Annotated in this window: 22 protein-coding genes; 19 read left to right on the top strand and 3 right to left on the bottom strand. The window is 49.0% G+C overall.

Annotated elements, in window-relative coordinates:
• Nucleotides 1–21: 21 nt before the first annotated feature.
• Nucleotides 22–4,050, bottom strand: a complete 4,029-nt coding sequence (locus tag IE117_RS25305; RefSeq protein WP_189568857.1) for a PIN domain-containing protein — start codon at nucleotides 4,048–4,050, stop codon at nucleotides 22–24.
• Nucleotides 4,038–5,081 carry a ComEC/Rec2 family competence protein gene (locus IE117_RS25300; protein ID WP_189568855.1) on the bottom strand — a complete coding sequence of 348 codons (1,044 nt, stop codon included), beginning with the start codon at nucleotides 5,079–5,081 and terminating at the stop codon, nucleotides 4,038–4,040. Before IE117_RS25300 ends, IE117_RS25305 begins: the two co-directional genes overlap by 13 nt.
• A gap of 93 nt (nucleotides 5,082–5,174) precedes the next feature.
• Here IE117_RS25300 and IE117_RS25295 point away from each other — a divergent pair, with 93 nt between their 5' ends.
• The 12 genes from IE117_RS25295 to IE117_RS25240 all read left to right on the top strand — a co-directional run bounded on the left by IE117_RS25295 (nucleotide 5,175) and on the right by IE117_RS25240 (nucleotide 18,309).
• Nucleotides 5,175–5,771 carry a restriction endonuclease subunit S gene (locus IE117_RS25295; protein WP_189568852.1) on the top strand — a complete coding sequence of 199 codons (597 nt, stop codon included), beginning with the start codon at nucleotides 5,175–5,177 and terminating at the stop codon, nucleotides 5,769–5,771.
• Nucleotides 5,723–7,294 (top strand): type I restriction-modification system subunit M, encoded by a 1,572-nt coding sequence (locus tag IE117_RS25290; RefSeq protein WP_189568849.1) that lies wholly within the window; start codon nucleotides 5,723–5,725, stop codon nucleotides 7,292–7,294. Before IE117_RS25295 ends, IE117_RS25290 begins: the two co-directional genes overlap by 49 nt.
• A 275-nt stretch (nucleotides 7,295–7,569) precedes the next feature.
• The gene (locus IE117_RS25285; protein ID WP_189568847.1) at nucleotides 7,570–8,799 is read left to right on the top strand and encodes a restriction endonuclease subunit S; all 1,230 of its coding nucleotides are present in this window, start codon (nucleotides 7,570–7,572) and stop codon (nucleotides 8,797–8,799) included.
• A 27-nt stretch (nucleotides 8,800–8,826) separates the two neighbouring features.
• Nucleotides 8,827–9,351, top strand: a complete 525-nt coding sequence (locus IE117_RS25280; protein ID WP_189568844.1) for a TIR domain-containing protein — start codon at nucleotides 8,827–8,829, stop codon at nucleotides 9,349–9,351.
• An 11-nt stretch (nucleotides 9,352–9,362) separates the two neighbouring features.
• The gene (locus IE117_RS25275) at nucleotides 9,363–9,923 is read left to right on the top strand and encodes a toll/interleukin-1 receptor domain-containing protein (protein WP_189568841.1); all 561 of its coding nucleotides are present in this window, start codon (nucleotides 9,363–9,365) and stop codon (nucleotides 9,921–9,923) included.
• A 34-nt stretch (nucleotides 9,924–9,957) separates the two neighbouring features.
• Nucleotides 9,958–10,497, top strand: coding sequence for a TIR domain-containing protein (locus tag IE117_RS25270; protein ID WP_229581479.1), 540 nt, complete (start codon nucleotides 9,958–9,960; stop codon nucleotides 10,495–10,497).
• Nucleotides 10,497–11,705 carry a toll/interleukin-1 receptor domain-containing protein gene (locus IE117_RS25265; protein ID WP_189568838.1) on the top strand — a complete coding sequence of 403 codons (1,209 nt, stop codon included), beginning with the start codon at nucleotides 10,497–10,499 and terminating at the stop codon, nucleotides 11,703–11,705. Before IE117_RS25270 ends, IE117_RS25265 begins: the two co-directional genes overlap by 1 nt.
• The gene (locus IE117_RS25260) at nucleotides 11,702–12,664 is read left to right on the top strand and encodes a hypothetical protein (RefSeq protein WP_189568835.1); all 963 of its coding nucleotides are present in this window, start codon (nucleotides 11,702–11,704) and stop codon (nucleotides 12,662–12,664) included. Before IE117_RS25265 ends, IE117_RS25260 begins: the two co-directional genes overlap by 4 nt.
• A 180-nt stretch (nucleotides 12,665–12,844) precedes the next feature.
• Nucleotides 12,845–13,555, top strand: coding sequence for a DUF3800 domain-containing protein (locus IE117_RS25255; RefSeq protein WP_229581477.1), 711 nt, complete (start codon nucleotides 12,845–12,847; stop codon nucleotides 13,553–13,555).
• Nucleotides 13,548–14,078: a hypothetical protein gene (locus IE117_RS25250; protein WP_189568832.1), complete on the top strand. Its 531-nt coding sequence runs from the start codon at nucleotides 13,548–13,550 to the stop codon at nucleotides 14,076–14,078. Before IE117_RS25255 ends, IE117_RS25250 begins: the two co-directional genes overlap by 8 nt.
• A gap of 224 nt (nucleotides 14,079–14,302) precedes the next feature.
• Nucleotides 14,303–17,557, top strand: coding sequence for a type I restriction endonuclease subunit R (locus IE117_RS25245; protein ID WP_189568830.1), 3,255 nt, complete (start codon nucleotides 14,303–14,305; stop codon nucleotides 17,555–17,557).
• Nucleotides 17,557–18,309: a M48 family metallopeptidase gene (locus IE117_RS25240; RefSeq protein WP_189568827.1), complete on the top strand. Its 753-nt coding sequence runs from the start codon at nucleotides 17,557–17,559 to the stop codon at nucleotides 18,307–18,309. Before IE117_RS25245 ends, IE117_RS25240 begins: the two co-directional genes overlap by 1 nt.
• 174 nt (nucleotides 18,310–18,483) lie before the next feature.
• On the opposite strand, the gene IE117_RS25235 is transcribed toward IE117_RS25240, so the two are convergent.
• Nucleotides 18,484–19,077: a phosphatase PAP2 family protein gene (locus tag IE117_RS25235; protein WP_189568824.1), complete on the bottom strand. Its 594-nt coding sequence runs from the start codon at nucleotides 19,075–19,077 to the stop codon at nucleotides 18,484–18,486.
• Between the two features lie 205 nt (nucleotides 19,078–19,282).
• Between IE117_RS25235 and IE117_RS25230 the strand changes: the two genes are divergently transcribed.
• The 7 genes from IE117_RS25230 (at nucleotide 19,283) to IE117_RS25200 (ending at nucleotide 23,842) form a co-directional block, all read left to right on the top strand.
• Nucleotides 19,283–19,699: a PepSY-like domain-containing protein gene (locus IE117_RS25230; RefSeq protein WP_189568821.1), complete on the top strand. Its 417-nt coding sequence runs from the start codon at nucleotides 19,283–19,285 to the stop codon at nucleotides 19,697–19,699.
• Between the two features lie 219 nt (nucleotides 19,700–19,918).
• Complete coding sequence (locus IE117_RS25225; RefSeq protein WP_189568818.1) at nucleotides 19,919–20,683, top strand: COG4705 family protein; 765 nt, start codon at nucleotides 19,919–19,921, stop codon at nucleotides 20,681–20,683.
• An 8-nt stretch (nucleotides 20,684–20,691) separates the two neighbouring features.
• Nucleotides 20,692–21,120: an EamA family transporter gene (locus IE117_RS25220; protein WP_229581475.1), complete on the top strand. Its 429-nt coding sequence runs from the start codon at nucleotides 20,692–20,694 to the stop codon at nucleotides 21,118–21,120.
• Nucleotides 21,121–21,191: 71 nt separating this feature from the next.
• The gene (locus tag IE117_RS25215) at nucleotides 21,192–21,410 is read left to right on the top strand and encodes a hypothetical protein (RefSeq protein WP_189568815.1); all 219 of its coding nucleotides are present in this window, start codon (nucleotides 21,192–21,194) and stop codon (nucleotides 21,408–21,410) included.
• Complete coding sequence (locus IE117_RS25210) at nucleotides 21,407–21,817, top strand: putative toxin-antitoxin system toxin component, PIN family (RefSeq protein WP_189568812.1); 411 nt, start codon at nucleotides 21,407–21,409, stop codon at nucleotides 21,815–21,817. Before IE117_RS25215 ends, IE117_RS25210 begins: the two co-directional genes overlap by 4 nt.
• Before the next feature lie 52 nt (nucleotides 21,818–21,869).
• Complete coding sequence (locus tag IE117_RS25205; RefSeq protein ID WP_189568809.1) at nucleotides 21,870–22,544, top strand: response regulator transcription factor; 675 nt, start codon at nucleotides 21,870–21,872, stop codon at nucleotides 22,542–22,544.
• The gene (locus tag IE117_RS25200) at nucleotides 22,541–23,842 is read left to right on the top strand and encodes a sensor histidine kinase (protein ID WP_189568806.1); all 1,302 of its coding nucleotides are present in this window, start codon (nucleotides 22,541–22,543) and stop codon (nucleotides 23,840–23,842) included. Before IE117_RS25205 ends, IE117_RS25200 begins: the two co-directional genes overlap by 4 nt.
• The last annotated feature ends 195 nt before the right edge of the window (nucleotides 23,843–24,037 follow it).

Raw genomic sequence — 24,037 nt, 5'->3', positions numbered from 1 at the left:
TGAACTACAATCATCACAAATTTAGAGATCACCCAAGACGAACTGCACGTCCTCAATTACGTGATCCAAATGGTCACCAAGTAACCTAAAATCTCTTTGAATTAGCTTTGTAAGTCTTGGCAGAACGGTTTCGTTAGCTCCATCAAATAGAAAACCAAGTACCCTTCTGGACGTCATCTGCTTGTACCATAAATCAAAAGGCTCGGAATAAAGACTTTTTAGAAACCTCGATACAGATGCTATATTATTGGGGTTATCATTAAAAAGGGGACAGATTCCATAAAGGCTTTTGTTAAAAAGCGTGTGTTGGTTCGATGACTTTGTCAATGCAGTATTTGATTTTTCATGAAGACCGATCAAAACACTACTGTCAACAGTTAACCCTCTGTAATTAAATTTCAACAATTCCGGCAGTAAAACGTCCTTATATTCATCACGAAAATGATCTAGCAAGAAATTTTCTATGGATAAAACTTTTATATCAAGCGAATTCAAGGTATAGTTCAGATAAAATAGCTCATCTGATAATAAAATTCGATTCGGTTTAGTAGCCAACATAGCCGTTTCTACTACTATTTGTGTATTAACATCTAATTCGGGGGAATCAATACAATACTCGAACATCTCTGGAACCACCTCTGTTCTCGTGTTTTTATTAACCCAATCAATAATTTTCTGCAATTCGTTCTCCTTATTTATATAAAAATCATCAGGAATTAGTATAGGTGTTACAGAATCTAGGGTTATACTCATCGAATGAGTTCCAGGACGGCTCAATTTCATCTCTTGGAGTTGTCCTCTTAATGAATCGACAATCCTCTGTGATATAATAAACGGTTTATACTTGTACGTAAGCTCTGTAACCTCTTCTATTCTAATCAACGTGAATAATGTTGAATAGTCAAGCACTATCTCCTTGTTTTCATCGAAGGCTAATCGTTTGACATTTAGAGGAACGACCGGAAACCCATCGTTGTAATCAGACGTAATAAATTGCCATGTCTGATAATAATCATTTTGGATTACAACGGCCAGTTCTGTAAACCCTATTTTCTTGTTTTTGAACTCTTCAAACAACTTATTTACCGAATCCTTACGAATGGAACCCGCCGCGCCGAAGGTACTCTTAAACTTCTCTATCATTCCATCGAACCCACCCTCCTCAATTATATTCATCGATTCTACCTCAGGCTGAGTTGCTGGGTTTCTTTCCAACTCGTCATACAGAAGTACTTTTTGACCAACGTACTTATCGAATATCATGGTAATCGTGTAGGTCTTCGCATTTCCCAGGGACTTGTTATGGACAAATGATTCGCCAACCCGCTTTCCTATGGCAAGCATCACAAGGGGGTTACTCTCAATCAAAGAGGACTTCAATGAAAGTACAGAATCCTTGCCAGCATCGTCTATGAGCCGTATAACACAGTCCTCCGTGGCCACCTCAGGATGTTCATAAGATTCAGATTCCTTTTCCATTACTTCGGTGGTCATATAGGCTGTCTTCACCGACGAGTTGTCAAAATTTGCCTGTAGCACGTTATACAAAATCTCTCTACCTAACTCGCGAAGACTTACTGTCGTACACAGTCCTGCCAGTCTGAAAGCTCGCTGCCACTCCATTTTGGCAGCCATAATGATTGCTCCATTTGCCATGAGCTCCCTAGCTTCCTCTATTTTTTCTGGCTTGGCACTCCGAACCATTGCGTTAATCAATGAGAACCAATATTTATAGCTACCTGGGAAGGCTTTCAAGCCAATTCTGGCAGCGTCTTCAATGCCTTGATAATCCCGAATGTATCCTAAAATATGCAGCTCTTTTTCAATGTGGACATGATTTGGCTCGAAATTAAGACGCCAACGCCCCAGTATTTTCAATAACTGGTCTGTTTTGTTGCCCATTCTGTAAAGACATTCTATATACCATCCAAGCTCATTGGACGGCTTACTGAAATCAATCAAAGGTTTGAGCATAACCTCTGCTCTTTCCAAATCACCTATTGCCATTAAACAGATAGGGATTGTAATTTGGAATCTACGTTCTGTAAAAGCGTATGTTTCTAACTTTTCACACAGATTTCTAACCTCGTTACGCTTGTCATCGTCGAAACGAAAACAAAACGCCATAAGTAACGAGCGTAGAGCCTCACTCTCAAATGTTCTTCCAGTTGTGATACTTTCCCATATTTCGCTAACTGGTATTTTTTCAGAATAAAAGTATTCAATGTATCCGAATAAGTTAAGTACTTCGGACTCACCGATCGTCTCTATTTCTTCTAAATATGCTTTAAAGTATTCAGAGGCTTTTTCATGGTTGTCAAGCTTTAAAAATGCATATCCGCCAAACTGCCACAAGAGGCCGTAACGCTCCTTTGGGTAATCTTCCAGAAGTTTAGTGACCTTCAAAAACTCTTCAATTTCTAAAAGACATATACACAAACTAGTGATTCTACTGGGAACGTCTTCCGAGATCGGCAATACTACCTTATCGAAGGGAGAAGCGACTTGATCCTCATGCTGAGTTCCGATAAACAATTGGCACATTTCGAAAACAGATTGACTGTTTCTCGTAAGTAAATATTGCGTAAACCAAAAGTCAAAACGAGCTATCCTGAAAGTCAGACTATCTTGTATTTCTGTATCGTTCACACGTTTACCAATAAGCCGTAAAAGCTTATTGGCATAGTCCAGAGCTGAATCGTTTTTCAAGTCAACTGGCGTATGGAAATTGTAAACTTTGATTTTTGCGAGACAGTCCTGCATAATGTACTGAGCCAAGTACCACCAGTAGGCAAGTTCATCACGGGAAATTTTATCAGGGAGCGTTAGGGAATCTTTCTCTTCTTGAAAAACTTCGGCAAGTGAGTCTGTCGAAACCTTCCCGCTGTTTTTTAACAGATAGTGGACTTTAAGTCGCTTGAAAACAGGATTTCGCGCAACAGATGCGTCCACTGTCGTTTCGGAATGGATCTGGCATTTTATTGCAAGCGCGTAAGCGTTGAGAGGATCCTCCGCGAGGATTTCCTCTATGATCAAAGATGACTCGACCGGTTGCCCCAAGTCATGGTACGCCCTGGCTGCCCGCTCTTTGTGTTTCAGCGGCTGAGGGTGCAACTTATAAGCCCGAACAAACAGGTCGCAATACTCCCGATCCGGAACTTTGCTATCTTCCCGCAAGCAGTTTGCTCTGAGATAGCTGCTTCTGGCATTAAACTTCCTTTTATCCAGCGCGGATATAGAGCTGTCTTGGATTACTACCATCAGCTTATCCACCGCCTTGAGCGCGGAAAAAGGCATCAGCCGTTCATACAGTTCCTCGGCGAATTCCAATTGGTCATTCAGGCTTCCAACCAACTCCGGGTTCGATATTTCTGGTTCAGCCTCCCTGACCTTGGAAAACTGTATTTCTTCAAGATTACCGACGCGCAAGAGGTCATTTACGCCTATAAAATTGACTCCTTCGAAGCAGTTAAGTCCCTCGTTGTACTTACTTACGACACCAATAAGAATCTTTCCATTTTTACGATTTACAAAAAAGCCGCTACCTGAGAAACCCTTAACCAGTTCTTCCGACAGGCATTTTTGACTGATCTTAGTGTGGTTGCTAATACCTTTGATCACGCGACCGGAAGGGGTTTGCAAAATTCCGTAGTCTTCCTCCGGTTCCAATGATTTCACTGCTTGCGGAAAGCCCCGAAAAAAATACTGCTCGCCTTGGTCGTACTCGATACCCACGGCGATAAAGGGAATTTTTCGACCTGAGACCGCCGCCGATATCTCCAGAATGGATAAATCGGTCGCCGGGTCGTCAATCTTTTTTATTTCATCATTCAACTTGAATACTGTAAAGCCCTTTTCAGCAGGATTATACATTTCAACCGCCAGGTCTGCGGTTGATTTCACTTCCTTCAGGCAATGGGTAGCGGTAAAGAGGTAAACCAGTTCGCTGGTCTCGCTTGGTTTAACCAATACGCAGCTTCCTACGGGATAGCCGTTGTTACTCAGCCGCGCGCACAGGTTGTCGATATTCGATGAACTTACTGATTCCATGTATGTTGGATATGGTTTTCTCCTTGGGCTGGGTAATGACAGGTAATGTTGTGGTCGTCTAGCTCCTGGCTCGTGAATATGCTTCTAAGCACCGGATCATCATAATTAAAGTAAAAATGGACGGAACGGCCTTCCCTCGCCTTGACAATCCTGGCCAGGGCTTCTTTGTGGGGGAAATTGTGGGCGTTTTGCCAGTTACTACTGACCCCGTAGTGAGCGCAGTCGAGCATCTGCAACAGTTCCCTGCTGGTATTCGACTTCGACCCGTGATGTGCCACTTTCATGATATCCAGCTTCAATTTGTTTTCATGGCTGTACCCCAGTTCCTTCAAAGAAGCGACAATGACCGACGGGATGCTGTCTCCCGTAAATAGCCCCTTGAAGCCCTCAAACTCCAATAAAAAGGCAATACTGCTGCGGTTGCTCAGCGATTTATCCTCAATAAATTTTCGACTACTAAGGTCATCGATGCTTTCATGATCGTTGCGCGCTTGACTGGTGCTCGCCTCGCTACCTGTCTTTTCCAACAGCTTCATCTCCTCCTTTTCCCATTTCTTCGCAAAACGGTCAAATTGCCTGTCATCCGGCGATAGGACGGTTATCCTAGCATTATTGAGGTCGAAGACCTGGCCAGCCAAAATCTTGTCTTCGGAACTCTTCCCCTTCTCAATTAAATAGTCCCGCAAGGTGATTCCCTCCTTAATACCAGCTTCGCCATTTGACTCACTCAGATGCACCGGATTGGGTGACCAGTTAAACCAAAAGTGCTTCACAGGCAGGTTGCCGAACTCCTTCAAAAGGGGCATGATTCCAGCGATGTGGTCGTTGTCGGTGTGCGTTACGACAAACAGATCAACCGACGCTTGCGCTTTCTTCAGGCTCACTACCTCACTTCTCAAAGTCCTTACATACGTCCCGACAAAACCTGCATCCACGAATATCCGAGTGGCTGTGCCTTTCGGCTCGTCAAGGCATTCTATCGAGATAAAATCGCCTTGTAGTACTTGAAAAAGCTTGATTTTGACGGTCATTTGGAGAGGGTACGAGTTTGATTCAGGAAGGAACTTTCAATTTTTTATTCTAGTTCCATGAGAATATAATTTATTTTCTATTACATTTGTCCCATGCTTCTTCCCTTAGATCATATTGTGGACATCCAAATCGGCATGGGGCTGCGCCCGGCCAAGACGGGGGAGCCAATCGCTTTCCTCAATCCGGGCGACTTCGATGAATATGGAAGAATGTTATCGGTGGAGCCGCCAACCCGGCTCAACTCCGCTCGCAACGTTATGGAGCGCGCCTGGATTGAGCCGGAGGATGTTCTATTGATGGGGAGGGGAAGCCGACACTCGGCTGTTTTTTACCGAAAAGAATACCCCAGAGCGGTTGCCTCGGCAGCCTTTTATATTCTCCGGGTGAACGAACCGGAGGTTGTCTTACCCGAATTTCTGGCCTGCTATCTCAATCAGCCAGGCACCCAGACGCAACTTGACCGTCGCGTCAGTTCATCCGCGACAGTCCCCACCCTGAATAAGAAAGACCTGCTCGACCTACCCATTCCCGTTCCGTCACTCGACATTCAACGCCGCCTGATCGACCTGCACAATGAATTTTTAACCATCCAGAGCCTGCACCAGCAGATCACGGATCATCACCAAAACCTGATTACCGAATGCTTTTCGACGACCCTAGCCCCGCTGCTGCCAAAGGAGACCGCCTGATCTCGGCCGATGCCATCAATGCCGCCGTGTGGCGGGCCTGTGATACCTTTCGGGGCGTCATCGACCCGACGCAATACAAGGACTATATCCTCACTTTTCTGTTTTTGAAGTACCTTTCCGATCTGTGGAAGGACCGGGAAAACTTCTACCTCGACAAATACGATGAGACGCCCGACAATTCTCCGCGCACTCAGCGCGCGCTCGAACAATTCGAGCGTTTTCGGCTGCCGGAGGAATGCCGCTACGACTATCTCTACGAGCAGCGCAATGCCTCCAACATTGGGGAAATGGTGGACATGGCGCTCGATCATCTGGAAGAAGCCAACCGCCTCAAACTCGACGGCGTATTCGGCGACATCAGCTTTAATTCAGAAAAGCAGCTCGGCCCGACCCGCGACCGCAACCGCCGCGTCAAAAACCTGATCGAGGATTTCAAAACCATCGACCTTACGCCCTCGCACCTTGAAAGTCAGGATGTCATCGGTGACGTGTATGAGTTTCTGATCGACCGCTTCGCCTCCAATGCAGGCAAAAAGGCGGGGGAGTTCTATACACCCTCGTCGGTTTCTTTGCTCTTGGCGCGCCTCATGGATCCGCAACCCGGCAGTCGCATCAGCGACCCCACCTGTGGCTCGGGTTCGCTGCTAATTAAGGTGGGGCAGCAAGTGGGATCGCGGAATTTCGCTCTCTACGGCCAGGAAATCAACCGCAGCACTTTTGCCCTGGCCCGCATGAATATGTTCCTGCACGGCTTTGACGACGCGGTAATCCGCTGGGGCGACACGCTCAATAATCCATTACTGCTGGAAAATGACCGACTGATGAAGTTCGACATTGTGGTGGCCAACCCGCCTTTCTCGCTCGATAAGTGGGGGGCCGACGTGGCCGCTACAGACCGTTTCGCCCGCTTTCACCGGGGCGTACCGCCCAAGTCAAAAGGTGACTTGGCGTTCATTTCCCACATGATCGAGACCACCTACGAGGGTAGTGGCCGGGTGGGCGTGATCGTGCCGCACGGGGTGCTTTTCCGGGGAAGTTCGGAAGGGCTGATCCGGCGGAAACTGATCGAGGAGAACCTGCTCGAGGCGGTGATCGGCCTGCCGGCCAACCTGTTTTTCGGCACGGGCATCCCCACGGCTATCCTGCTGTTCAACCGCGCGCGTACCGCCGCCGCCAATACCGATGTGCTGTTCGTGGACGCCAGCCAGTCCTACGACGACGGTCGCAACCAGAGTACGCTCAAGAAGAAGCACATCGACCAAATCGTCAGGCTGGTGGCCACCTTCCGCGACGAACCTCAGGGTACCGCCGGCGTGGTGGCCGACAAGTTTGCCTACCGCGCCACGCTTGAAGAAATCCGCGAGAACGACTACAACCTCAACATTCCCCGCTACGTGGACACCTTCGAGGAGGAGGAGCCAATCGACATCGCGGCCACCCAACAGCAGATTGCGCGGCTGGAAGGGGAGTTGGCCGAGGCCAAAAAACGCATGAATCAGTACCTGAGTGAATTAGGCTTTTGAATTTTGTCTGACCGATTGGACAAAGCCTAAGACCGTAATAAGCTCACGTACAACTAATTGGCTAACATGGCGCACTTGGTGATGATTATTTTGTCTGACCGATTGACCTGAGAGCAATTGTAAAAAAACCGCCTATTGGTTGGAGAAAGTTCAAAATTGGACAGACAGCTAATGGTCTCGAAATACTAACTCCACTTGCCCGATGCCAACCAGCCACGACGGGCCATCTAACCGCTGCTGAGCGATGTGGACGAATTCAAACCTGATGACAAACGATGAAGAAAGAACAGTTAACGATTTCCCCAAAGCGGAATGATCAGGGTTTACCAGAGGGATGGACTATACAAAAACTAGGCAAGTTGGGAAAGGTATCATCTGGGACGACTCCTTTGAGAGAAAAACACAGAGAGTATTTCCAGGGTGGAGCAATTCCCTGGGTCAAAACTACCGACCTTAACAATTCAATAATTCTCACATCGGAAGAGTGTATTACAGAGCGAGCATTAAAGGAAACATCGTTGAGAATACACCCGCCAGATACATTGCTTGTAGCAATGTACGGAGGGTTCAATCAGATAGGAAGAACCGGATTGCTGGGAACGGCAGCCACAACTAATCAAGCGCTTTCCGCTATTGAATGTAATTCTGAAATTACAGACCCTAGATACCTATTGGCATGGTTAAATGGAAACGTGGAAGCATGGAGAAACTTTGCTGGAAGCAGCAGAAAGGATCCGAATATAACAAGTAAAGATGTTCGTGACTTTCCAGTAAATCTTCCTCCCCTACCCGAACAACGCAAAATTGCCACTATCCTCACAGCTTGGGATGAAGCCATTCAGACCGCCCGCCAATTGCTGGAAAATAAGCAACTCCGCAAAAAGGCTTTGATGCAGCAAGTACTTACCGGGCAAACTCGTTTACCTGGCTTTAAGGATGCCTGGCGAGAGGTGAAGCTGGGGGAGATATTCAGAGAGAGAAAAGACAAGGGCTTTGATCATTTGCCGCTATTGGCTATAACAAGCTCAAATGGGGTAGTAATGCGTGATACGCTGGAAAAGAAAGACACATCCAATAGTGACAAAAGTAAATACTTACGGATTTGTCCGAATGATATTGGGTACAACACTATGAGAATGTGGCAGGGCGTATCTGGTGTTTCGCGTTACGAAGGTTTAATCAGCCCAGCTTACACCGTCTTGGTGCCTGGAAAATCGGTTGACGTGGGCTTCATGTCCTACCTATTCAAATTCACACCAATGATTCACACATTTTGGAGATTCTCCCAAGGTCTTGTCAGTGACACACTAAATTGTAAGTATGATAGCTTACGGCGCATTCAAGTCAGTATTCCCCATCTGGCAGAGCAACGCGCTATCGCTGAAATTCTGAATGCCGCCGACGAGGAAATCCGGCTGGCGACGGAGGAAATTGAGGCCTTGCAGGAACAGAAGCGCGGGCTGATGCAAGAGTTATTGACGGGGAAGAAGCGGGTGTCAATATAGGATCAAACACGAAATAAAAACACAAAAATGAAGAACTGTTTTTTAAGCTATCATCATGATAATGATGGACATTATGTGGACGAGTTAAGAGGTCTGTGCGTAGGAAAATATTTAATTGATTACTCGCTAAAAAATGACATCAGTCATTTTACAGATGACACTATTTACAAAAAAATTAGAGACAAACTTAGAAGGAGTTCAGTAACAGTAATACTAATAGGCGAAAGAACGGGTGATAGAATGTGGATAGATCGCGAAATTTGGGCGTCTCTTCGAGGTTATGACCATCCATATGACTGGTCGCGTTCCTTCAAACCCAGCGGCCTGTTAGGAATCTATCTTCCAGAAGATTCGCTGTGCGTTCCTGATAGGTTGAAGGACAATATTGAGTCTGGATATGCAGTAACTATGAAATGGAGAAACGTTGAGCGCGATTTGGAGAAGAAGGTAGAGCTTGCAGCCCTGAATCGTTCAACGAAAAGGCATCTCATCAGAAATGGCAGAATGCGAATGGATGATAATTACTCACGGTTTCTTGGTTTTAGATTTTAACATAACATACAATGGCTGGACAAAATAGAGCTTCGAGTAGTTTTACTATTCAGGAGAGCATTCAAAGAAAGAGTCTAGGAATAAAATGTGTTTTTATTTCTCACCAAAAAGGGGATAGAAATATTGCCAAAGCCGTAGCTGACTATTTACTTTCAGCAGGCATTGATGTGTATTTTGACGAGTACGATCATGATTTGCGATTAGCCAGACAAAATGATAACCCTAAGAAAGTGACTGAATCTATATGTAAAGGAATAGAAAACAGCAGCCATATGCTATGTATCATCACAGCAAATACTGCAAATTCCAAATGGGTGCCGTTTGAAGTTGGATACGGGTATGATAAAACTGCATTAGGCATTCTACTTGGCAAGGATATTCCAAAAGATAAAATACCTGAATATGTAAGAGCGGCTCCTGCTATCATACCGGATATTTGGGATTTAAATGAGTTAATTTCACTTCTTGTAGGAAAACGAAAAGAGGATCTGATTTTAGAAGGAAGAATCAAATCGTATAATAATTATAATAATCCACTCTCTCAATACTTGGCGCACGCGAGAGAGATATAAATTTGTCAGTTAAATTTTAATAAAATTAATTTTTATGTATCCATATATCAGCAAAAGAAAATTGTTCGTCAGCTACTATCATAAGGACGATCAATACTATCGAAATTTATTCGACCATAATTTTGGGGATTTGTTTATAAACAAATCCGTTGGTGATGGTGAAATTAACTCAGAAAATGGCGCAGATTATGTTAGACAACTCATCCACAAAGGCTATTTGAGTGATACGACGGTTCTTGTCGTTCTTGTAGGTGAAAAAACCAAATGCCGAAAACACGTTGACTGGGAAATATCAGGTGCGCTGGATTATCGAGTTGGAAACCGATATGCGGGTCTAATTGGGATACTTCTCCCGACGCATCCTGATTTTGGAAAATCAGTTTATAGTCCAGGAAACCTTCCTGAAAGATTGGCTCTGAATGTTGATTCTGATTATGCCAAACTCATCGACTGGACAGATGATAGAAGCACGATGCAGCGGATCGTTGAAGACACAGTAAGAAGGCGTGAAAGTGATGAAGGCAAAATAGTGAATCGATTTCTATTACAAATGACCAATAATACGTGCAGCTAATGAATAATTATAAATCGCCCCTGAATCTCTACGTCCTTTGGCATCCCGCCTTTCAGGCTGGTAAAGTATTTGCCGATAACATTTATAAGAATTTCTGCCGCAATTCAGAACAGCCATTGAGCAGGCAGATAGGCATTCCCACCTTTTTTCGCAGTGCCAGCGCTGAGAGTAGCGCTACGCCTATCCCGGTCAAGCTTGAAGATGCTGATCGTAATGCTTTCGTACTTTTGATCGATGAGCATATGTTCAACGATCAGGCGTGGGAGGAATATGTAGGTAAACTGATTGATAACATCTCGGCCTCTGATTGTGATAGGATATATCCCATATCACTAGACAGGCACGCCTTTCATTTTTGCGAGGACAAGCTTAGTGAATATCAGTTTATCTCCCTTGAAAAGATAGTCGGCGATGACAAGATGGAAAAGAACAGTCGCCAGCAGAAGGAGTTAACGTCTCGTTTGTTACACGATCTGTCCAGGCAAATGATGAACCAAGAGTCTGTGGCTGAATCTGATAAAAGCGATAGCAATGCTAATCCAGAGCCTCCCGTAAAACTTTTCATTAGTCATGCGAAGAAGGACGGTCTGAAAGTTGCATCTCAGTTTCGCAACTACATTCTTTCTGAAACGAAGCTTAAAACTTTCTTCGATGCGAATGATATTGCCGATGGATACAACTTCGAGGATGAAATTAGCCGCGTTATCGACGGCCGTACAGCACTGCTTGTATTTCATACTGATGAATACTCCGATAGAGAGTGGTGCAGGATTGAAGTAATCCACGCGAAACGCATAAAATCCCCCATTGTGGTAGTGTATGATATATCCAAAGGGGAAAAGCGAAGCTTCCCATATATGGGCAACGTACCAACGATAAAGTGGGATGATAATTTCGCGGACATCATTGAACTGACACTATACCAAGTTCTGAACAATCGCTTCAACGAAGAATACTTGAAGAAGCACATCAGGCTATATGGCTTAGACACTAGGCATGAGTGTATAGAATTGACATCCCCACCTGAGCTATTCAATTATTTACTGATTCTGAAAAAATCAGCTAATCTGATAGCACAGGGTTCAAAAAAAGACATCATGGTGATTTATCCAGATCCTCCACTAGGAATTGAAGAACTCCGTGTTTTGAACGAGGTAGATGACAATATTCATTTTACAACGCCAACCTACACCTTCCAATTTTCATGAATATGAGCGGAACAATAGACATTATCGGTATTTCGGACAATTTAGCGGAAGTTGCTAATAGTGAGTCTGCTGGACAGGATGAGGTGGGAAGCCTAAGGCTCTTAGGTAATTTATCGGTAGGTATCTCAATCTCAGAATCAGAGGATGCCGAGCAAAGAGGTCTATCTGAAACCCATCAAAAGGATTACATGATTGAGATAGCTCGGCATTTGCTTGTTCAGAGGGCTACACTCGTTTATGGCGGAGATTTGAGAAAGGGTGGTTATACTCAACTGTTTTCTGATCTGTCGTTCCAGTATAGGGACAGGGCTGATCGAAATCGGTTTCCTTTCAAAAATTATTTCAGCTACCCGATTCATATTAAATTGACGAGCAGCGATTTAGCGGATTTAAAAGAAAGTAGAGTTCAGGTTGTTAAAGTACCACCCGCATCCGAACTAAGTGTGGATCCTGCTAAATATATCGAACCCGATACGATAGAGGGTATGTATGTTTGGTCCAGAAGTTTGTCGTTCATGCGTGCCAGGATGGATCAGGATACAAATGCCCGTGTATTTGTCGGAGGCAGGAATTACGGATTTAAGGGAAAATATCCTGGTATCGTCGAGGAGGCATATTATGCTTATCGGTCGAACAAACCAATATATTTGGTTGGAGGCTTCGGAGGGGCTACTTTAAAACTAATTGAAGCTTTCGATGCCAAACCTGTAATTGATAGTAATTCTCCTTTCTACACAACTGAAATCCGGAACTCCTTTTTTGATTATCATAACGAGTTATCTCCTGACGATCCTGTGAATTATGATGGTTTGAACGCCTTTTTTAGTAGCAAAACAGTTGACTGGTTGTCTGATAATAATGGCTTATCAATCGAGGAAAACCAGCAACTTTTTCATACCCAACAACTCCCCGAGGTTGTTTATCTAATCATGAAAGGGCTTAATGCGGTAGCCAGGTAGCCTGCAAACCCATCAAAGACGTCGTCAATCAGGTTCCCGCCCTGCTGCTTTTGCAGACAATGGATTACGCCCACCTGTCGCCTAAGGATGCCAGGAGGCCGATATATGAATTGTGATCTGGAAACACGCATCTGGTGCGTATAAAAGAAAGGAAATTTTAAAAGTCAACGGCACCTGAACATGAAGCGCTACCAAATCTATTGCGACGAAAGCCATCACCTGGAAAACGACCATTCTACGGTCATGGTGATCGGCTATGTAAAAGTCGAAGAGGAGCAGTACGACCGAATCCGGGAAGACCTGGAAGCCATCAAACTCCGTCACCACACGCCCGTCGAACTCAAATGGTCGAAGGTTTCCGTTTCACGGCAAGCCCTATACGCAGATCTGATCGCTTATTTTTTCGCCAACCCACTTTGGTTCCGGTGCGTTCTGGTGAAATACAAAGACAAGCTGGATCACGACCAGTTCAACGGCGGTTCACACGACAACTTCTATTATAAGCTGGTCTATTTTCTGCTGCGGCCCAATCATGATCAGGATTGCTGCTACCGGGTTTTTCTGGACGTAAAGGATACCAGAGGCCGGGAGAAACTGCGGAAAATCCGGGAAGTTTTTCAGAATCGCCACCAGGGCAATTCGCCGTTCGAGACCTTCCAACACCTGCGCTCCCACGAGAGTCCGCTGTTTGAACTGGCCGATCTGTTCATTGGTGCCATCGCCTACAAAGCCCTCGGAAATCACGAGAAGCCGGGGGCCAACACGGCCAAAATGGCCATCATTCAGCAGATCGAGAAGCTTTCGGGCTACTACCTGCATCTGGGTACGGAACCCTGGGAGCAGAAGTTCAATATTTTTGACCACCAGCCCAAACGAAGTTCGAATGGATGATATGGGCAGAGATTACGACGAGCCGGACGAACTGGAAGATTTGGAGGAACGGGAGTGGGACTGGGACTTTTCAGAGGAAGAATGCGTGGAGGACCTTTACGATCACTTCAAAAGGGAATGGGAACAAACCACCTTCCACTTCAAGGAAAAGCGCGTGAAAGTCAACCTGAACAGATCCAGGGTATATGGCTATCACAAATACCCCGACGCCTTTGTGCATTTGATAACGCGGGAAAGTAAAATGAAGCAGCGCCGGGAATTCGATCCCCCCCGTGCCTGCCGACTGCATTGGATCAAGACCATACTTCGGCACTGCGAAGATCCGCTGATTTGGTACTACGAACACACTGAAGGGGACGGAACCCGCAAGCAGTACTACTGGTACGAGCGGCGCGACTACCTGGTCATATTGAAGCCCCTGGCTCCCGACCTACTTTTGGTAACGGCTTTTTGCGTGGATAAGCACGAGAAAGGCTTTCATCGGAAGCGCCACCGACAGTACCGGGATGGCCTTAAAAAATAAAACCGCACTCGGGGTGCGGTACGCAACTTTCGGTATTGCGATTGCGTGGATAAACCACTGACCAAGTCCTTCGCCCTTTGGGAGATGACTTTGCAAAAGTAATATATTTTGTTCGATATTTCAAACATTATTTTTAAAAACACTTGTTTTCCAGATAGTTATTTCAGAATCAGAATTAATTTTTCCTAATTTTTGATATTTTCAGTACAAGTCAAACTACCGCAATGACGACCCCCTCCTTCCGCGAAAACGACGCCAGTCAGGTTCCCGCCCTGCTACTTTTGCAGGCGATGGGCTACACCTATCTGTCGCCCGATGAGGCCACGCGGCTGCGCGGGAACGACCCCGTTACCCGTCATTCGGGCCAGGTACTGCTGGAACCCGTGCTGCGCGACCAATTACGGAAACTGAATAGTTTTTCGCTCAAAGGCGAGGAATACACCTTCTCGGAAGTGAGCCTGACCAACGCCATCTACGCCCTGCTTGACTATCCCGTGCAACAGGGCTATCTGGAAGCCAACCGTTACGTGTTCGACCTGCTCACCCTCGGCAAGAGTTTTGAGGAACAGATCGGGCCGGACAAGAAGAGTTTTTCGCTACACTACATTGACTGGGAAAACCCCGGGCGGAACGTCTGGCACGTGACCGAAGAGCTGAGGGTGTCGCGCACGGGTCACGCATCGTCGGCCGGTCGCGATTATTCCTACCGCCCCGACATCGTGCTGTACGTCAACGGCATTCCGCTGGTGGTGATCGAATGCAAGCGGCCCGACATGGACAAGCCCCTTTCCCAGGCCATCAGCCAGCACCTCCGCAACCAGCAGAGCGACGGCATCCGGCCCCTTTACATCCTCAGCCAACTGCTGCTGGCCCTCTGCGGCAGCGAGGGTCGCTACGCCACCAACCAAACCAAAGAGGAATTCTGGCAGCTCTGGCGGGAACGGGAAACCGACGAAAAGGCCTTGCCGCTGCAAGCGGTAAAAGACAGAAGCCGCAACGACCGCGCCTACGGGCAGGCCCTGCGGGCTAATCCCGACCGCCGGGATCATTCAGAACCAATAAACGGCGCAGCCACCTGGACGGTTACCCCGCAGGACGAGCTGCTGTACGCTCTCTGCCGCCCGGCCCGGCTGCTCGATATTCTCTATAATTTCATCGTCTTCGATGCGGGGGAAAAGATCGTGGCCCGCTACCAGCAGTATTTTGGCGTGCGGCGCACCCTGGAACGGGCCCGGCGCGAACCCGATATCACGGGCCGACGGCAGGGCGGCGTGATCTGGCATACCCAGGGCAGTGGCAAGTCCTATACGATGGTCATGCTGGCGCAGTTGCTGGCCACCGACGATAAAATCCTGAACCCCAAGATCGTACTGGTCACCGACCGCGTTGAACTGGACGACCAGCTCTACCAGACCTTCAAGCGCTGCGGACGCGAAGTGGTGCAGGCCACCACGGGGCGGCGGCTGGTCGAGTACCTGGAAGACGATAGCGACGCCGTGCTGGCCACGCTCGTCCACAAATTCGACGCGGCCATTAAGGGCTTACAGCAGCCCGTTACCCGCCCCAACGTTTTCGTGCTGATCGACGAGGCTCACCGCACCCAGTATGGCACCCTGAACGTCAAGATGCAGCAAGTATTCCCCACGGCCTGTTTTATCGGCTTCACCGGCACCCCTCTGATGCGCCGGGAGAAGAACACAGCCAGCAAGTTTGGCGGCATTATCGACACCTACACCGTGCGTGACGCCGTGGCGGACGGGGCTGTGGTGCCGCTGCTCTTCGAGGGACGTGCTCCGCTGTTCGAGGTCAACGAGCGGCCCATCGACAATTACTTCAACCGCATCGCCGAGCCGCTGAACGACTACCAGCGCGCCGACCTGAAAAAGAAGTTCAGTCGCCGGGACACGCTGACCCAGGGCGAGCAAATCATCTACGCCAAGGCTTGGGACATCAGCACGCACTTTGCCAACACCTGGAAGGGAACCGGGTTCAAGGGCCAGTTGGTGGCACCGGGCAAAAAGGCGGCGATACGCTTCAAGCGTTTTATGGACGAAATCGGACTCATTACCACCGAAGTACTCATTTCACCGCCCGACGACCGAGAGGGCAATGAGGATGCCTACGGCCAGACCAGCAGCGAAGTGCAGACGTTCTGGAATCAAATGATGGACCGCTTCGGTAGCCCCAGGCAGTACGACGAGACCCTGCGCCAACTGTTCAAACAAAGCGACACGGCTCCCGATGTGATCATCGTGGTCAACAAGCTGCTGACGGGATTCGACAACCCAATCAACGTGGTGCTTTACCTCTGCGCCAAGCTGCACGAACACACGCTGTTCCAGGCAATCACCCGAGTGAATCGGAAAGCACCCGGTAAGGATTTCGGCTATATAATCGACTACGATGGCGTGATCGCCGAACTTGCCCGCGTGCTGGAAATTTACGCCGATGATTTCGAGGATTTCGAGACGGCCGATCTGGAAGGAACGGTAACGGATATGCGCCGGGAGCTGGCCCGCCTGCCCCAGGTCCACTCGGAAGTCTGGGACGTTTTCAAGGGCATCGTCAACCGGGCCGACCTGCCCGCCTACCAGAATCTGCTGGCTGACGAGGCCGTTCGGGAAATCTTCTTCGAACGGCTGTCGGCATTCAGCCGACTGCTGAGAATGGCCTTCTCCAATCATGAATTTGTGACGACGACTTCGGAGGCCAAGCAACAACGCTACCGGGATGACTTGTTGTTTTTTCAGAATCTGCGGCGAGCAGTTATCAATATTCACGCCCTGGAAGTCGATTACGGTCAGTACGAACCCCAAATTCAAAAGCTGATCGACACGCACGTCGTATCCGACGAAATCGTGCAGCTAACCGAACAAGTCAACATCTTTGACCGCGAACGGTTTGAGGAGGAGGTGGCCCGCATCGAAGGAACGGCATCTCGGGCCCACGCCATCGCCGCCCGCACCGACCGCACCCTCACGGAGCGGATGGGGGAAGACCCTGCCTTCTACCGCCGTTTCTCCGAAATGATCCGCGAGACGCTGATGCTCTACCGGGAGGAGCGCATCAGCGAAACCGAGCTATTGAAGTCCATGACTTCCATCCGCGACCAGGTGGTCAACCGTCCCGCCGACACCTTGCCCCCGGCCGTACGCGACCGCCCCACCGCCACGGCCATCTACGGTTTGCTGCGGGAGGGGTTTGGAAACGACAGGGCAGACGAGGAGGCATTGGGCATGGACGCCGAAACCGCAGGAGCCTGGTCGGTGCGGGCCGAGGAGGTGATGCTGTCCAATCTTGTGCAGGACGGATGCGTGGTGGTCGATTGGGCCAATCGGTCGGAAATCGTCAACCAATTGCGCTTTGCTCTCGACGACTGGATCTGGCAAATGAACGACGAATTGTCGGCTAAACTCACGTTTGACCAAGCTGACGAATTGATCGGTAAGGTCGTGCAGTTAGCCAAAGCCAGATACTGATGGGTTTCGATGCCAGAACAGACCTCGCAGAAACGAGTGAGGAGGAAATGCGCTACGGTTCGGCGGTCATCCGCTTCACAGTACTACGCGGACTGCGCAAAACCCTTTCCATCACCGTAGATACGTCGGGGGATGTCCTAGTGAAAGTTCCAGAGGACGCCACGGCGAACCAAATCAAGGCAAAGGTAAAGAACCGGGCGGGCTGGATCATCCGGCAGCAGGAACGTTTCCGCCAGCTCAACGCCCACGCCACGCCGCCACGTCGTTACGTGTCGGGCGAAACACACTATTATCTGGGTCGGCAGTACCGTCTTAAAGTGGAAGAACAGCCCGTGAAATCAGTTATATTCCGCGCTGGAAGAATTGTGATCACCACGCCAGACAAGGCCGATAAAAAAATAATTTCCACGCAGTTGAACGAGTGGTATCGAAAACGGGCGCGTTTGGTTATCCTCCCCCTTTTTAATCGCTGCTTGGCTAAGTTGCCCATTAAGGCAAACCGGAAGGAGCAGGTACAGGTAAAGTTAGTGCGGATGGAAAAACGCTGGGGAAGCTGCAGTCCTCAGAATATTATCCGGTTAAACCCGGATTTGATCCGAACTCCCAAGGGCTGTATCGAGTACATCATATGGCATGAATTAGCCCACATCATAAATCCAAACCACCGCAAGCCCTTTTACGAGCTTCAGGATCGGTTGATGCCGGACTGGCGGGTTTGGGAAGAGAGACTCCGGCAATTTAGACCTGACTGAGAGTTTTGATCCGTTGTGCAAGTCTGGGACTTCAAGCTGGGCAGGTCGGGAATATTTTCTAAGTGGCTTGGCTTCTGCTCGACCAATCGACAACTCCCGTTTAGCGAACCGTGCGAAGTCCATTTTGTGGCTGAAATCGTCATTGTATGCGACACCACCACACACCCGGACGACTTACTTTTTCTGTCCCTGTAGCCAGCGATTCAATCTATAAGTCATAAAAGAAGACCCAGCCCCGATGACCGCCCCCGCCAGCACGTCGCTCGGGTAATGGACGCCCAGGTGCATCCGCGAGTAACCCACCGTCCCGGCCCACGCGTACGATGGCACGATGACGTACCATTTGGGATATTCCAAACTCAATGACGTAGCCGTCGCGAAGGCCAGCGAGGTGTGACCCGAGGGAAAAGAAGGACTACTGCCGTCGGTCAGTTTCTGAATATCGGGGTAGGTGACAAAAGGCCGGGGTCGGTTGATCGCCCTTTTCATCACGTACGTAATCCCCGACGATGCCACCAGCCCAGCGCCGATTACGACTGCTTTTCGCTGGGTGGGAGCATCTTTCTTTATTAAGCCTACCCCCATTATGATCACCGGGACACTGAAAGCTCCGGGTACGGTCGTGTCGGTCACGCCCTTGAAAAAGCCGTCGAACTGGGTGTTGCGGTTGAGGTTGATCTCACGCAGCAACCGTATGTCGGCATTCTGTGCTGAAGCAGTGGAGAAAATGGTCAGCGTGAGCAGGCAGTAGAGACGAAGTACTTTCATTTTGTGGTAAGCCGTTCATGGTTGATTTTTAAAGTGGGGGCGAATAGAAAGGCTCAAACTACACCATCAAATTTGTAAAGTTTCTGTATTTTCAGATAGAAGCACCACTTTTACTGAAATATTCGATTCTAAACCAGCTTCCAGATTTGCACCAGAATTGGGCCGTATTCTTGTGTCATTAATTTACTTCAAACCAATTTAAATTATGAAACGCATGATGATGCTCGCGGCCCTTTTGGCCGCATTAGTCACCTTCTCGGCCAATGCCCAGAAAGTAAAAGCCGACCAAGTACCCGCCGCTGTTACGACGGCCTTCGCCAAAGCTTATCCCAACGCCAGTAACATGAAATGGGAGAAAGAAAAGAACGGCGATTTCGAGGTGGAGTTCGATCAGGGTAAAGTGGAATTGTCGGTGGTGTACAACCCGCAGGGCGTGGAGCAGGAAGTCGAAACTGAAATCGCGACCTCGCAATTGCCCGCTTCTGTACAAGCCGCCCTCAAAAGCAAAAAAGTGAAGGAAGCCGCCATCATCAAGAAAGGCGGCAAGACCTACTACGAAGCCGAAGTCGGCGGTAAGGACCTGATCTTCGATGCCAGCGGCAAGGCCGTGAAGCTGGATTAGGCTGGATGTGGTTTTTTGAAAAAAGGGGGCGAGGTGCCAGCGGGTGCTTTGCTCTTTCTTTTCTACGGGCTGCCTGGCGGTAATCTTATTGAATGTGTTTCATCTCTAAAATGGCAAAACACAATCGCTCTGTCAAAGTAGTCTCGCTCGTGCCGGGACGATTACAGATTTTCTCCAAAGTCGGCGCGTACTATTGCGGAAAAACCATATTTCTGAATCATGGAAACTGCGAAGGATAATTTGAACAAAGTAGCCCGGATCACGGTCTGGTTCTGGATCATGAAAGTGCTGGCCACCACGCTGGGCGAAATCCTGGGTGATTTCTTCTCGATGACGCTGAATCTGGGCTACGTCGCGAGTCTGGGCATCACGGTGGCTTTTCTGGTCATCGTGCTGGCAATCCAACTGCGGGCCGACCGCTTCCACGCGCCCTACTACTGGCTGGCCATCGTGGGAACTACTACCGTCGGCACCGAAATCTCGGATCTCATGGACCGGACGCTGGGTCTGGGCTACGTGGCGGGATCGCTGCTGCTGTTCGCAGGGCTGCTGCTGGTACTGTTTGTCTGGCACCGGAAAGAGAAGGGAATCGAGGTGTATCCCGTCACCGAGCGCCGCGTCGAGATTTTTTACTGGATCGCCATCCTGTTCTCCAACAGCCTGGGTACGGCCTTCGGCGATTACCTGAGCGACACCATCGGGCTGAGTTACCTGACAGGCGCGGCCATCACGGCGGGTATCATCCTGATCGTGCTGCTGCTGCACTACGCTACCAGCATCGACCGCATCGTACTATTCTGGATTGCCTTTATCTTTACGAGGCCTTTCGGCGCGACTTTCGGCGATTTGCTGACCAAGCCCCTCGCCAGCGGTGGTCTGAATTTCAGCCGGGGTATTGCCGCTCTTATTACCGCTGCCCTGCTGGTCGGCGTACTTCTTTATTCAAGCAAGCAGGACAAAGTGGCGGAAAGCAATTCCTTTTAAACATTCCTATGATGGAAAAGTGGATTCTCTACGCCCTGATTTCGATGGTCTTCGCGGGACTGACGTCGGTGGTGGCCAAGTTTGGTATGCAGGACATGAGCAGCGACTCGGCGCTGGCAGTGCGCACGGCGGTGGTGTTCGCCTTCGTGACGGTCAATGCTTTTTTATTCAAAAATGCTTTCACCGAAATCCGCAAAGCCGCCCCGCGCGATTTGTGGCTGCTGGCCTTTTCGGGGCTGTGTACCACAATCTCGTGGGTGTTCTACTACCGCGCTATGAAAGAAGGCCCGGTGTCGTACGTGGCTTCCATCGACAAGACCAGCATCGTCGTCACGCTGGTGCTTTCGTTCATTATTCTGCGCGAACCCGTTACGACCAAAGTGCTTATCGGCGCGGGCCTCATTTTTGCCGGAATGTTGGTGCTGGTGTGGAAATAAGGCAGACTATGGAGTGGCTTCCCTTTCCATTTGAAATCAATTCCAGTATATTTGGTAAAAAAACTAACGAGATGGATACGCTGACAATCGAAATTCGTAACCCCAAGGTTCGGGAGTTAATTGATAGTCTGGTGGATATGGATTTGATTGCTATTCTGCCCAGGCAAGGTTCCTGGCGGCAGGAGTGGCGAAAACTCTCGGACACTCTCCCTGATACGTCTGATATTTCCGAAGAGGAAATCTTCGAGGAAATCCAGGCTGTTCGCTCAGCCAGACAAGCTCATTTGTGAAGGTTGTCATCGATACAAATCTTTTTGTGAGTGCCGCCATCAACGCCAACTCCCGGCAGAGGCTGGAACTTGCCCTGTACAATGACGCGCTTTCCATTCTTTTGGACGAAGCATTGCTATCAGAATTCGTTGAAGTGATAAACCGTCCTAAGTTCCGTCGATATATTTCTGCAAATCAAATTATTGCCTTTATCGATTTAATAGAGAGACGTTCCACATTTGTTACTACTACTTCTACCGTCGATGCCAGTCCGGATCCCAAAGACAATTTCCTTTTGGCACTGTGTATGGACAATCAAGCCGATTTTCTACTGACAGGAAACAAAAGGGATTTGCTGGATTTGAAGCAGTTTGGTAAAACCAAAATTTTGACCCTGACCGATTTTTTGAAATTGTTTCCTGGTTAGAATTCCCCTCCCCTTCCAGCTTTCTTCCAGATTCTCCCCCTATCTTCGAGCCATGAAAATTCTCCTGGTAGAAGACGAAAAATCCCTGGCCGCCGCCATTCTGGACTTCCTGCGGGCGGAGGGTCACGTATGCGAGTGGGCGGCGGACGCACAGGCCGCCGATGAGAAAATCGACGTGTACGAATATGACTGCGCCCTGGTCGACATCATGCTGCCTAATGGCTCGGGCCTGGACTTGGTAAGGAAATTGAAGGAAACGCAGTCGCGGTCGGGCATCATCATTATCTCGGCCAAGAACTCGCTCGACGACAAGGTGCAGGGCCTGGACCTGGGGGCCGACGACTACCTGACCAAGCCGTTTCACCTCTCCGAACTCAACGCCCGACTCAACGCGTTGCGGCGGCGGCGGCAGTTCGATGGCAGCCCCGAAATTGTTTTCGGCCCAATCAAGGTATTGCCCGACGCTAAGGAAGTCCGCGTGAGCGGCCAACCCGTGACGCTCACGCGCAAGGAATACGATCTGCTGGTGTACCTGATGTCTAATCCCGGACGCGTCTTGACCAAAGGAGCCATTTCGGAACACCTCTACGGCGATGACATCGACCAGGTGGATCGCTTCGACTTTCTGTATTCCCAGATGAAAAACCTGCGCAAGAAACTTGCCGAACAGGGTTGTCCCGACTACATCCAGACCATTTACGGCGTGGGCTACAAACTGACCGCATGAAGCTGATCCATAAGGCCACCCGTTCGTTTTTGATTGCCTGCCTGCTCGTGGCGGGGCTGGGTGGGGTGTTCTGTTTCTTTTTGTTGAAAAAAATATTCAGCGAAGAAGCCACCGAACAGCTCTACGCCCAGAAGAAGAAACTCACCGCTCACCTCCACCAGACCCGGCAAATGCCCGAAAACTGGTACGCGCTGACCGACAGCCTGGCCGTAGTGCGGGTGAAAGAACCCGTGGCCGAAACGCTGACCGACACCGTGCTTGCCAACCCCCTCGAACCCGGCGAAATGCTCGACTACCGAATCCTGACGTTCGGCGTTTCCGTGCTACCGTTGGGCAATCCGGCGAGCGAAACTCGCCATTACAAAATCACGATTCAAAACCCGCTCTACGAAACGGAGGATCTGAGCATGGCCATCTTCACGGTTTTTGCCGGGCTGATTATAGCTTTGGTTTTGGCGCTGCTTTTGGTTAATTATTGGTTGTCCAACCGCCTTTGGCTCCCCTTTTACAAGACCCTGGACACGCTTTCGAAATTCAGGATCAATGAAGAGCAGCCGCTGGCCTTTGCCCCTACCACCACGATAGAATTTCAAGCATTACAGACCAATCTGGATCAGCTAACGCGGCTGGTGCGGCAGGAATACGCAAGTCTGAAAACCTTTACCGAAAACGCTTCCCACGAGTTGCAAACGCCGCTGGCCGTCATTAGCTCTAATCTGGAGCAACTCCTGCAGGCTCCCAACCTCACCCAGTCGCAATTGGAACAGATCGGCGGATTGCTGGACACAACCGGGCGGCTCGCCAGGATGAACCAAACGTTACTATTGCTTACAAAAATTGATAACCGTCAGTTTGGGACGCAGGAGCGGGTAGATTTCAGCGCTTCACTGAACGAAAAAATGACACTTTGGGAAGCGCTCATTCAGCATAAGGGCATCACGGTTGACCAACAAATCGAACCCGACGTTGACATTTTGGTCAACCCGCACCTGGCCGATGTACTGCTCAACAACCTGCTCACCAATGCTATCAAACACAATCTGCCGAACGGTAGGATCAGCGTGGCGCTCTTCCCGCAAAAACTAATCATCCGCAATACGGGCAATCCCCCCACCGTGCCGATCGGCCAATTGTGGGAGCGTTTTCAGAAAGACAGTACCGACCAAAGCTCGCTGGGCCTGGGCCTAGCGCTGGTCGCTAAAATATGTCAGAGCAGCGGCTTTCAGGTCAGTTATGAATACGCGCAGGGGTGGCACGAGGTGGTTTTGGCAATGGCAGATTCAACGGGCCAGCGATGACGAACCCTGGTTTTTTGGAACCCTCGAAGCCCACTACCCGGCAATTCCAGAATTCCTCCAGACTTTCCCCGTATTCTTGTCCAAAGTATCAATCAAAAGGAAACAAGTTGAAAAATAGCATACTATCGACAGCGACAGTATTACTTGGCTCGCTGCTACTCTCAATATCACCTGGATTCCAGGCCAGAGCGCAAA

This window comes from Persicitalea jodogahamensis, assembly GCF_014651615.1.
Lineage (GTDB): Bacteria > Bacteroidota > Bacteroidia > Cytophagales > Spirosomataceae > Persicitalea > Persicitalea jodogahamensis.
The sequence above is the reverse complement of the archived record's forward strand: the minus strand, read 5'-3'. Positions and strand labels throughout refer to the sequence as shown.

Bases quoted from the DNA above. Each gene is read 5' to 3' on its own strand.
- IE117_RS25225 (WP_189568818.1), top strand. From the start codon at position 19,919: ATGGAAACTGCGAAGGATAATTTGAACAAAGTAGCCCGGATCACGGTC.
- IE117_RS25260 (WP_189568835.1), top strand. From the start codon at position 11,702: ATGAATATGAGCGGAACAATAGACATTATCGGTATTTCGGACAATTTA.
- IE117_RS25265 (WP_189568838.1), top strand. From the start codon at position 10,497: ATGAATAATTATAAATCGCCCCTGAATCTCTACGTCCTTTGGCATCCC.
- IE117_RS25270 (WP_229581479.1), top strand. From the start codon at position 9,958: ATGTATCCATATATCAGCAAAAGAAAATTGTTCGTCAGCTACTATCAT.
- IE117_RS25280 (WP_189568844.1), top strand. From the start codon at position 8,827: ATGAAGAACTGTTTTTTAAGCTATCATCATGATAATGATGGACATTAT.
- IE117_RS25235 (WP_189568824.1), bottom strand. From the start codon at position 19,077: ATGAAAGTACTTCGTCTCTACTGCCTGCTCACGCTGACCATTTTCTCC.
- IE117_RS25300 (WP_189568855.1), bottom strand. From the start codon at position 5,081: ATGACCGTCAAAATCAAGCTTTTTCAAGTACTACAAGGCGATTTTATC.
- IE117_RS25215 (WP_189568815.1), top strand. From the start codon at position 21,192: ATGGATACGCTGACAATCGAAATTCGTAACCCCAAGGTTCGGGAGTTA.
- IE117_RS25230 (WP_189568821.1), top strand. From the start codon at position 19,283: ATGAAACGCATGATGATGCTCGCGGCCCTTTTGGCCGCATTAGTCACC.
- IE117_RS25295 (WP_189568852.1), top strand. From the start codon at position 5,175: ATGCTTCTTCCCTTAGATCATATTGTGGACATCCAAATCGGCATGGGG.
- IE117_RS25240 (WP_189568827.1), top strand. From the start codon at position 17,557: ATGGGTTTCGATGCCAGAACAGACCTCGCAGAAACGAGTGAGGAGGAA.
- IE117_RS25200 (WP_189568806.1), top strand. From the start codon at position 22,541: ATGAAGCTGATCCATAAGGCCACCCGTTCGTTTTTGATTGCCTGCCTG.
- IE117_RS25275 (WP_189568841.1), top strand. From the start codon at position 9,363: ATGGCTGGACAAAATAGAGCTTCGAGTAGTTTTACTATTCAGGAGAGC.
- IE117_RS25205 (WP_189568809.1), top strand. From the start codon at position 21,870: ATGAAAATTCTCCTGGTAGAAGACGAAAAATCCCTGGCCGCCGCCATT.
- IE117_RS25285 (WP_189568847.1), top strand. From the start codon at position 7,570: ATGAAGAAAGAACAGTTAACGATTTCCCCAAAGCGGAATGATCAGGGT.
- IE117_RS25290 (WP_189568849.1), top strand. From the start codon at position 5,723: ATGCTTTTCGACGACCCTAGCCCCGCTGCTGCCAAAGGAGACCGCCTG.
- IE117_RS25250 (WP_189568832.1), top strand. From the start codon at position 13,548: ATGGATGATATGGGCAGAGATTACGACGAGCCGGACGAACTGGAAGAT.
- IE117_RS25305 (WP_189568857.1), bottom strand. From the start codon at position 4,050: ATGGAATCAGTAAGTTCATCGAATATCGACAACCTGTGCGCGCGGCTG.
- IE117_RS25255 (WP_229581477.1), top strand. From the start codon at position 12,845: ATGAAGCGCTACCAAATCTATTGCGACGAAAGCCATCACCTGGAAAAC.
- IE117_RS25245 (WP_189568830.1), top strand. From the start codon at position 14,303: ATGACGACCCCCTCCTTCCGCGAAAACGACGCCAGTCAGGTTCCCGCC.
- IE117_RS25220 (WP_229581475.1), top strand. From the start codon at position 20,692: ATGATGGAAAAGTGGATTCTCTACGCCCTGATTTCGATGGTCTTCGCG.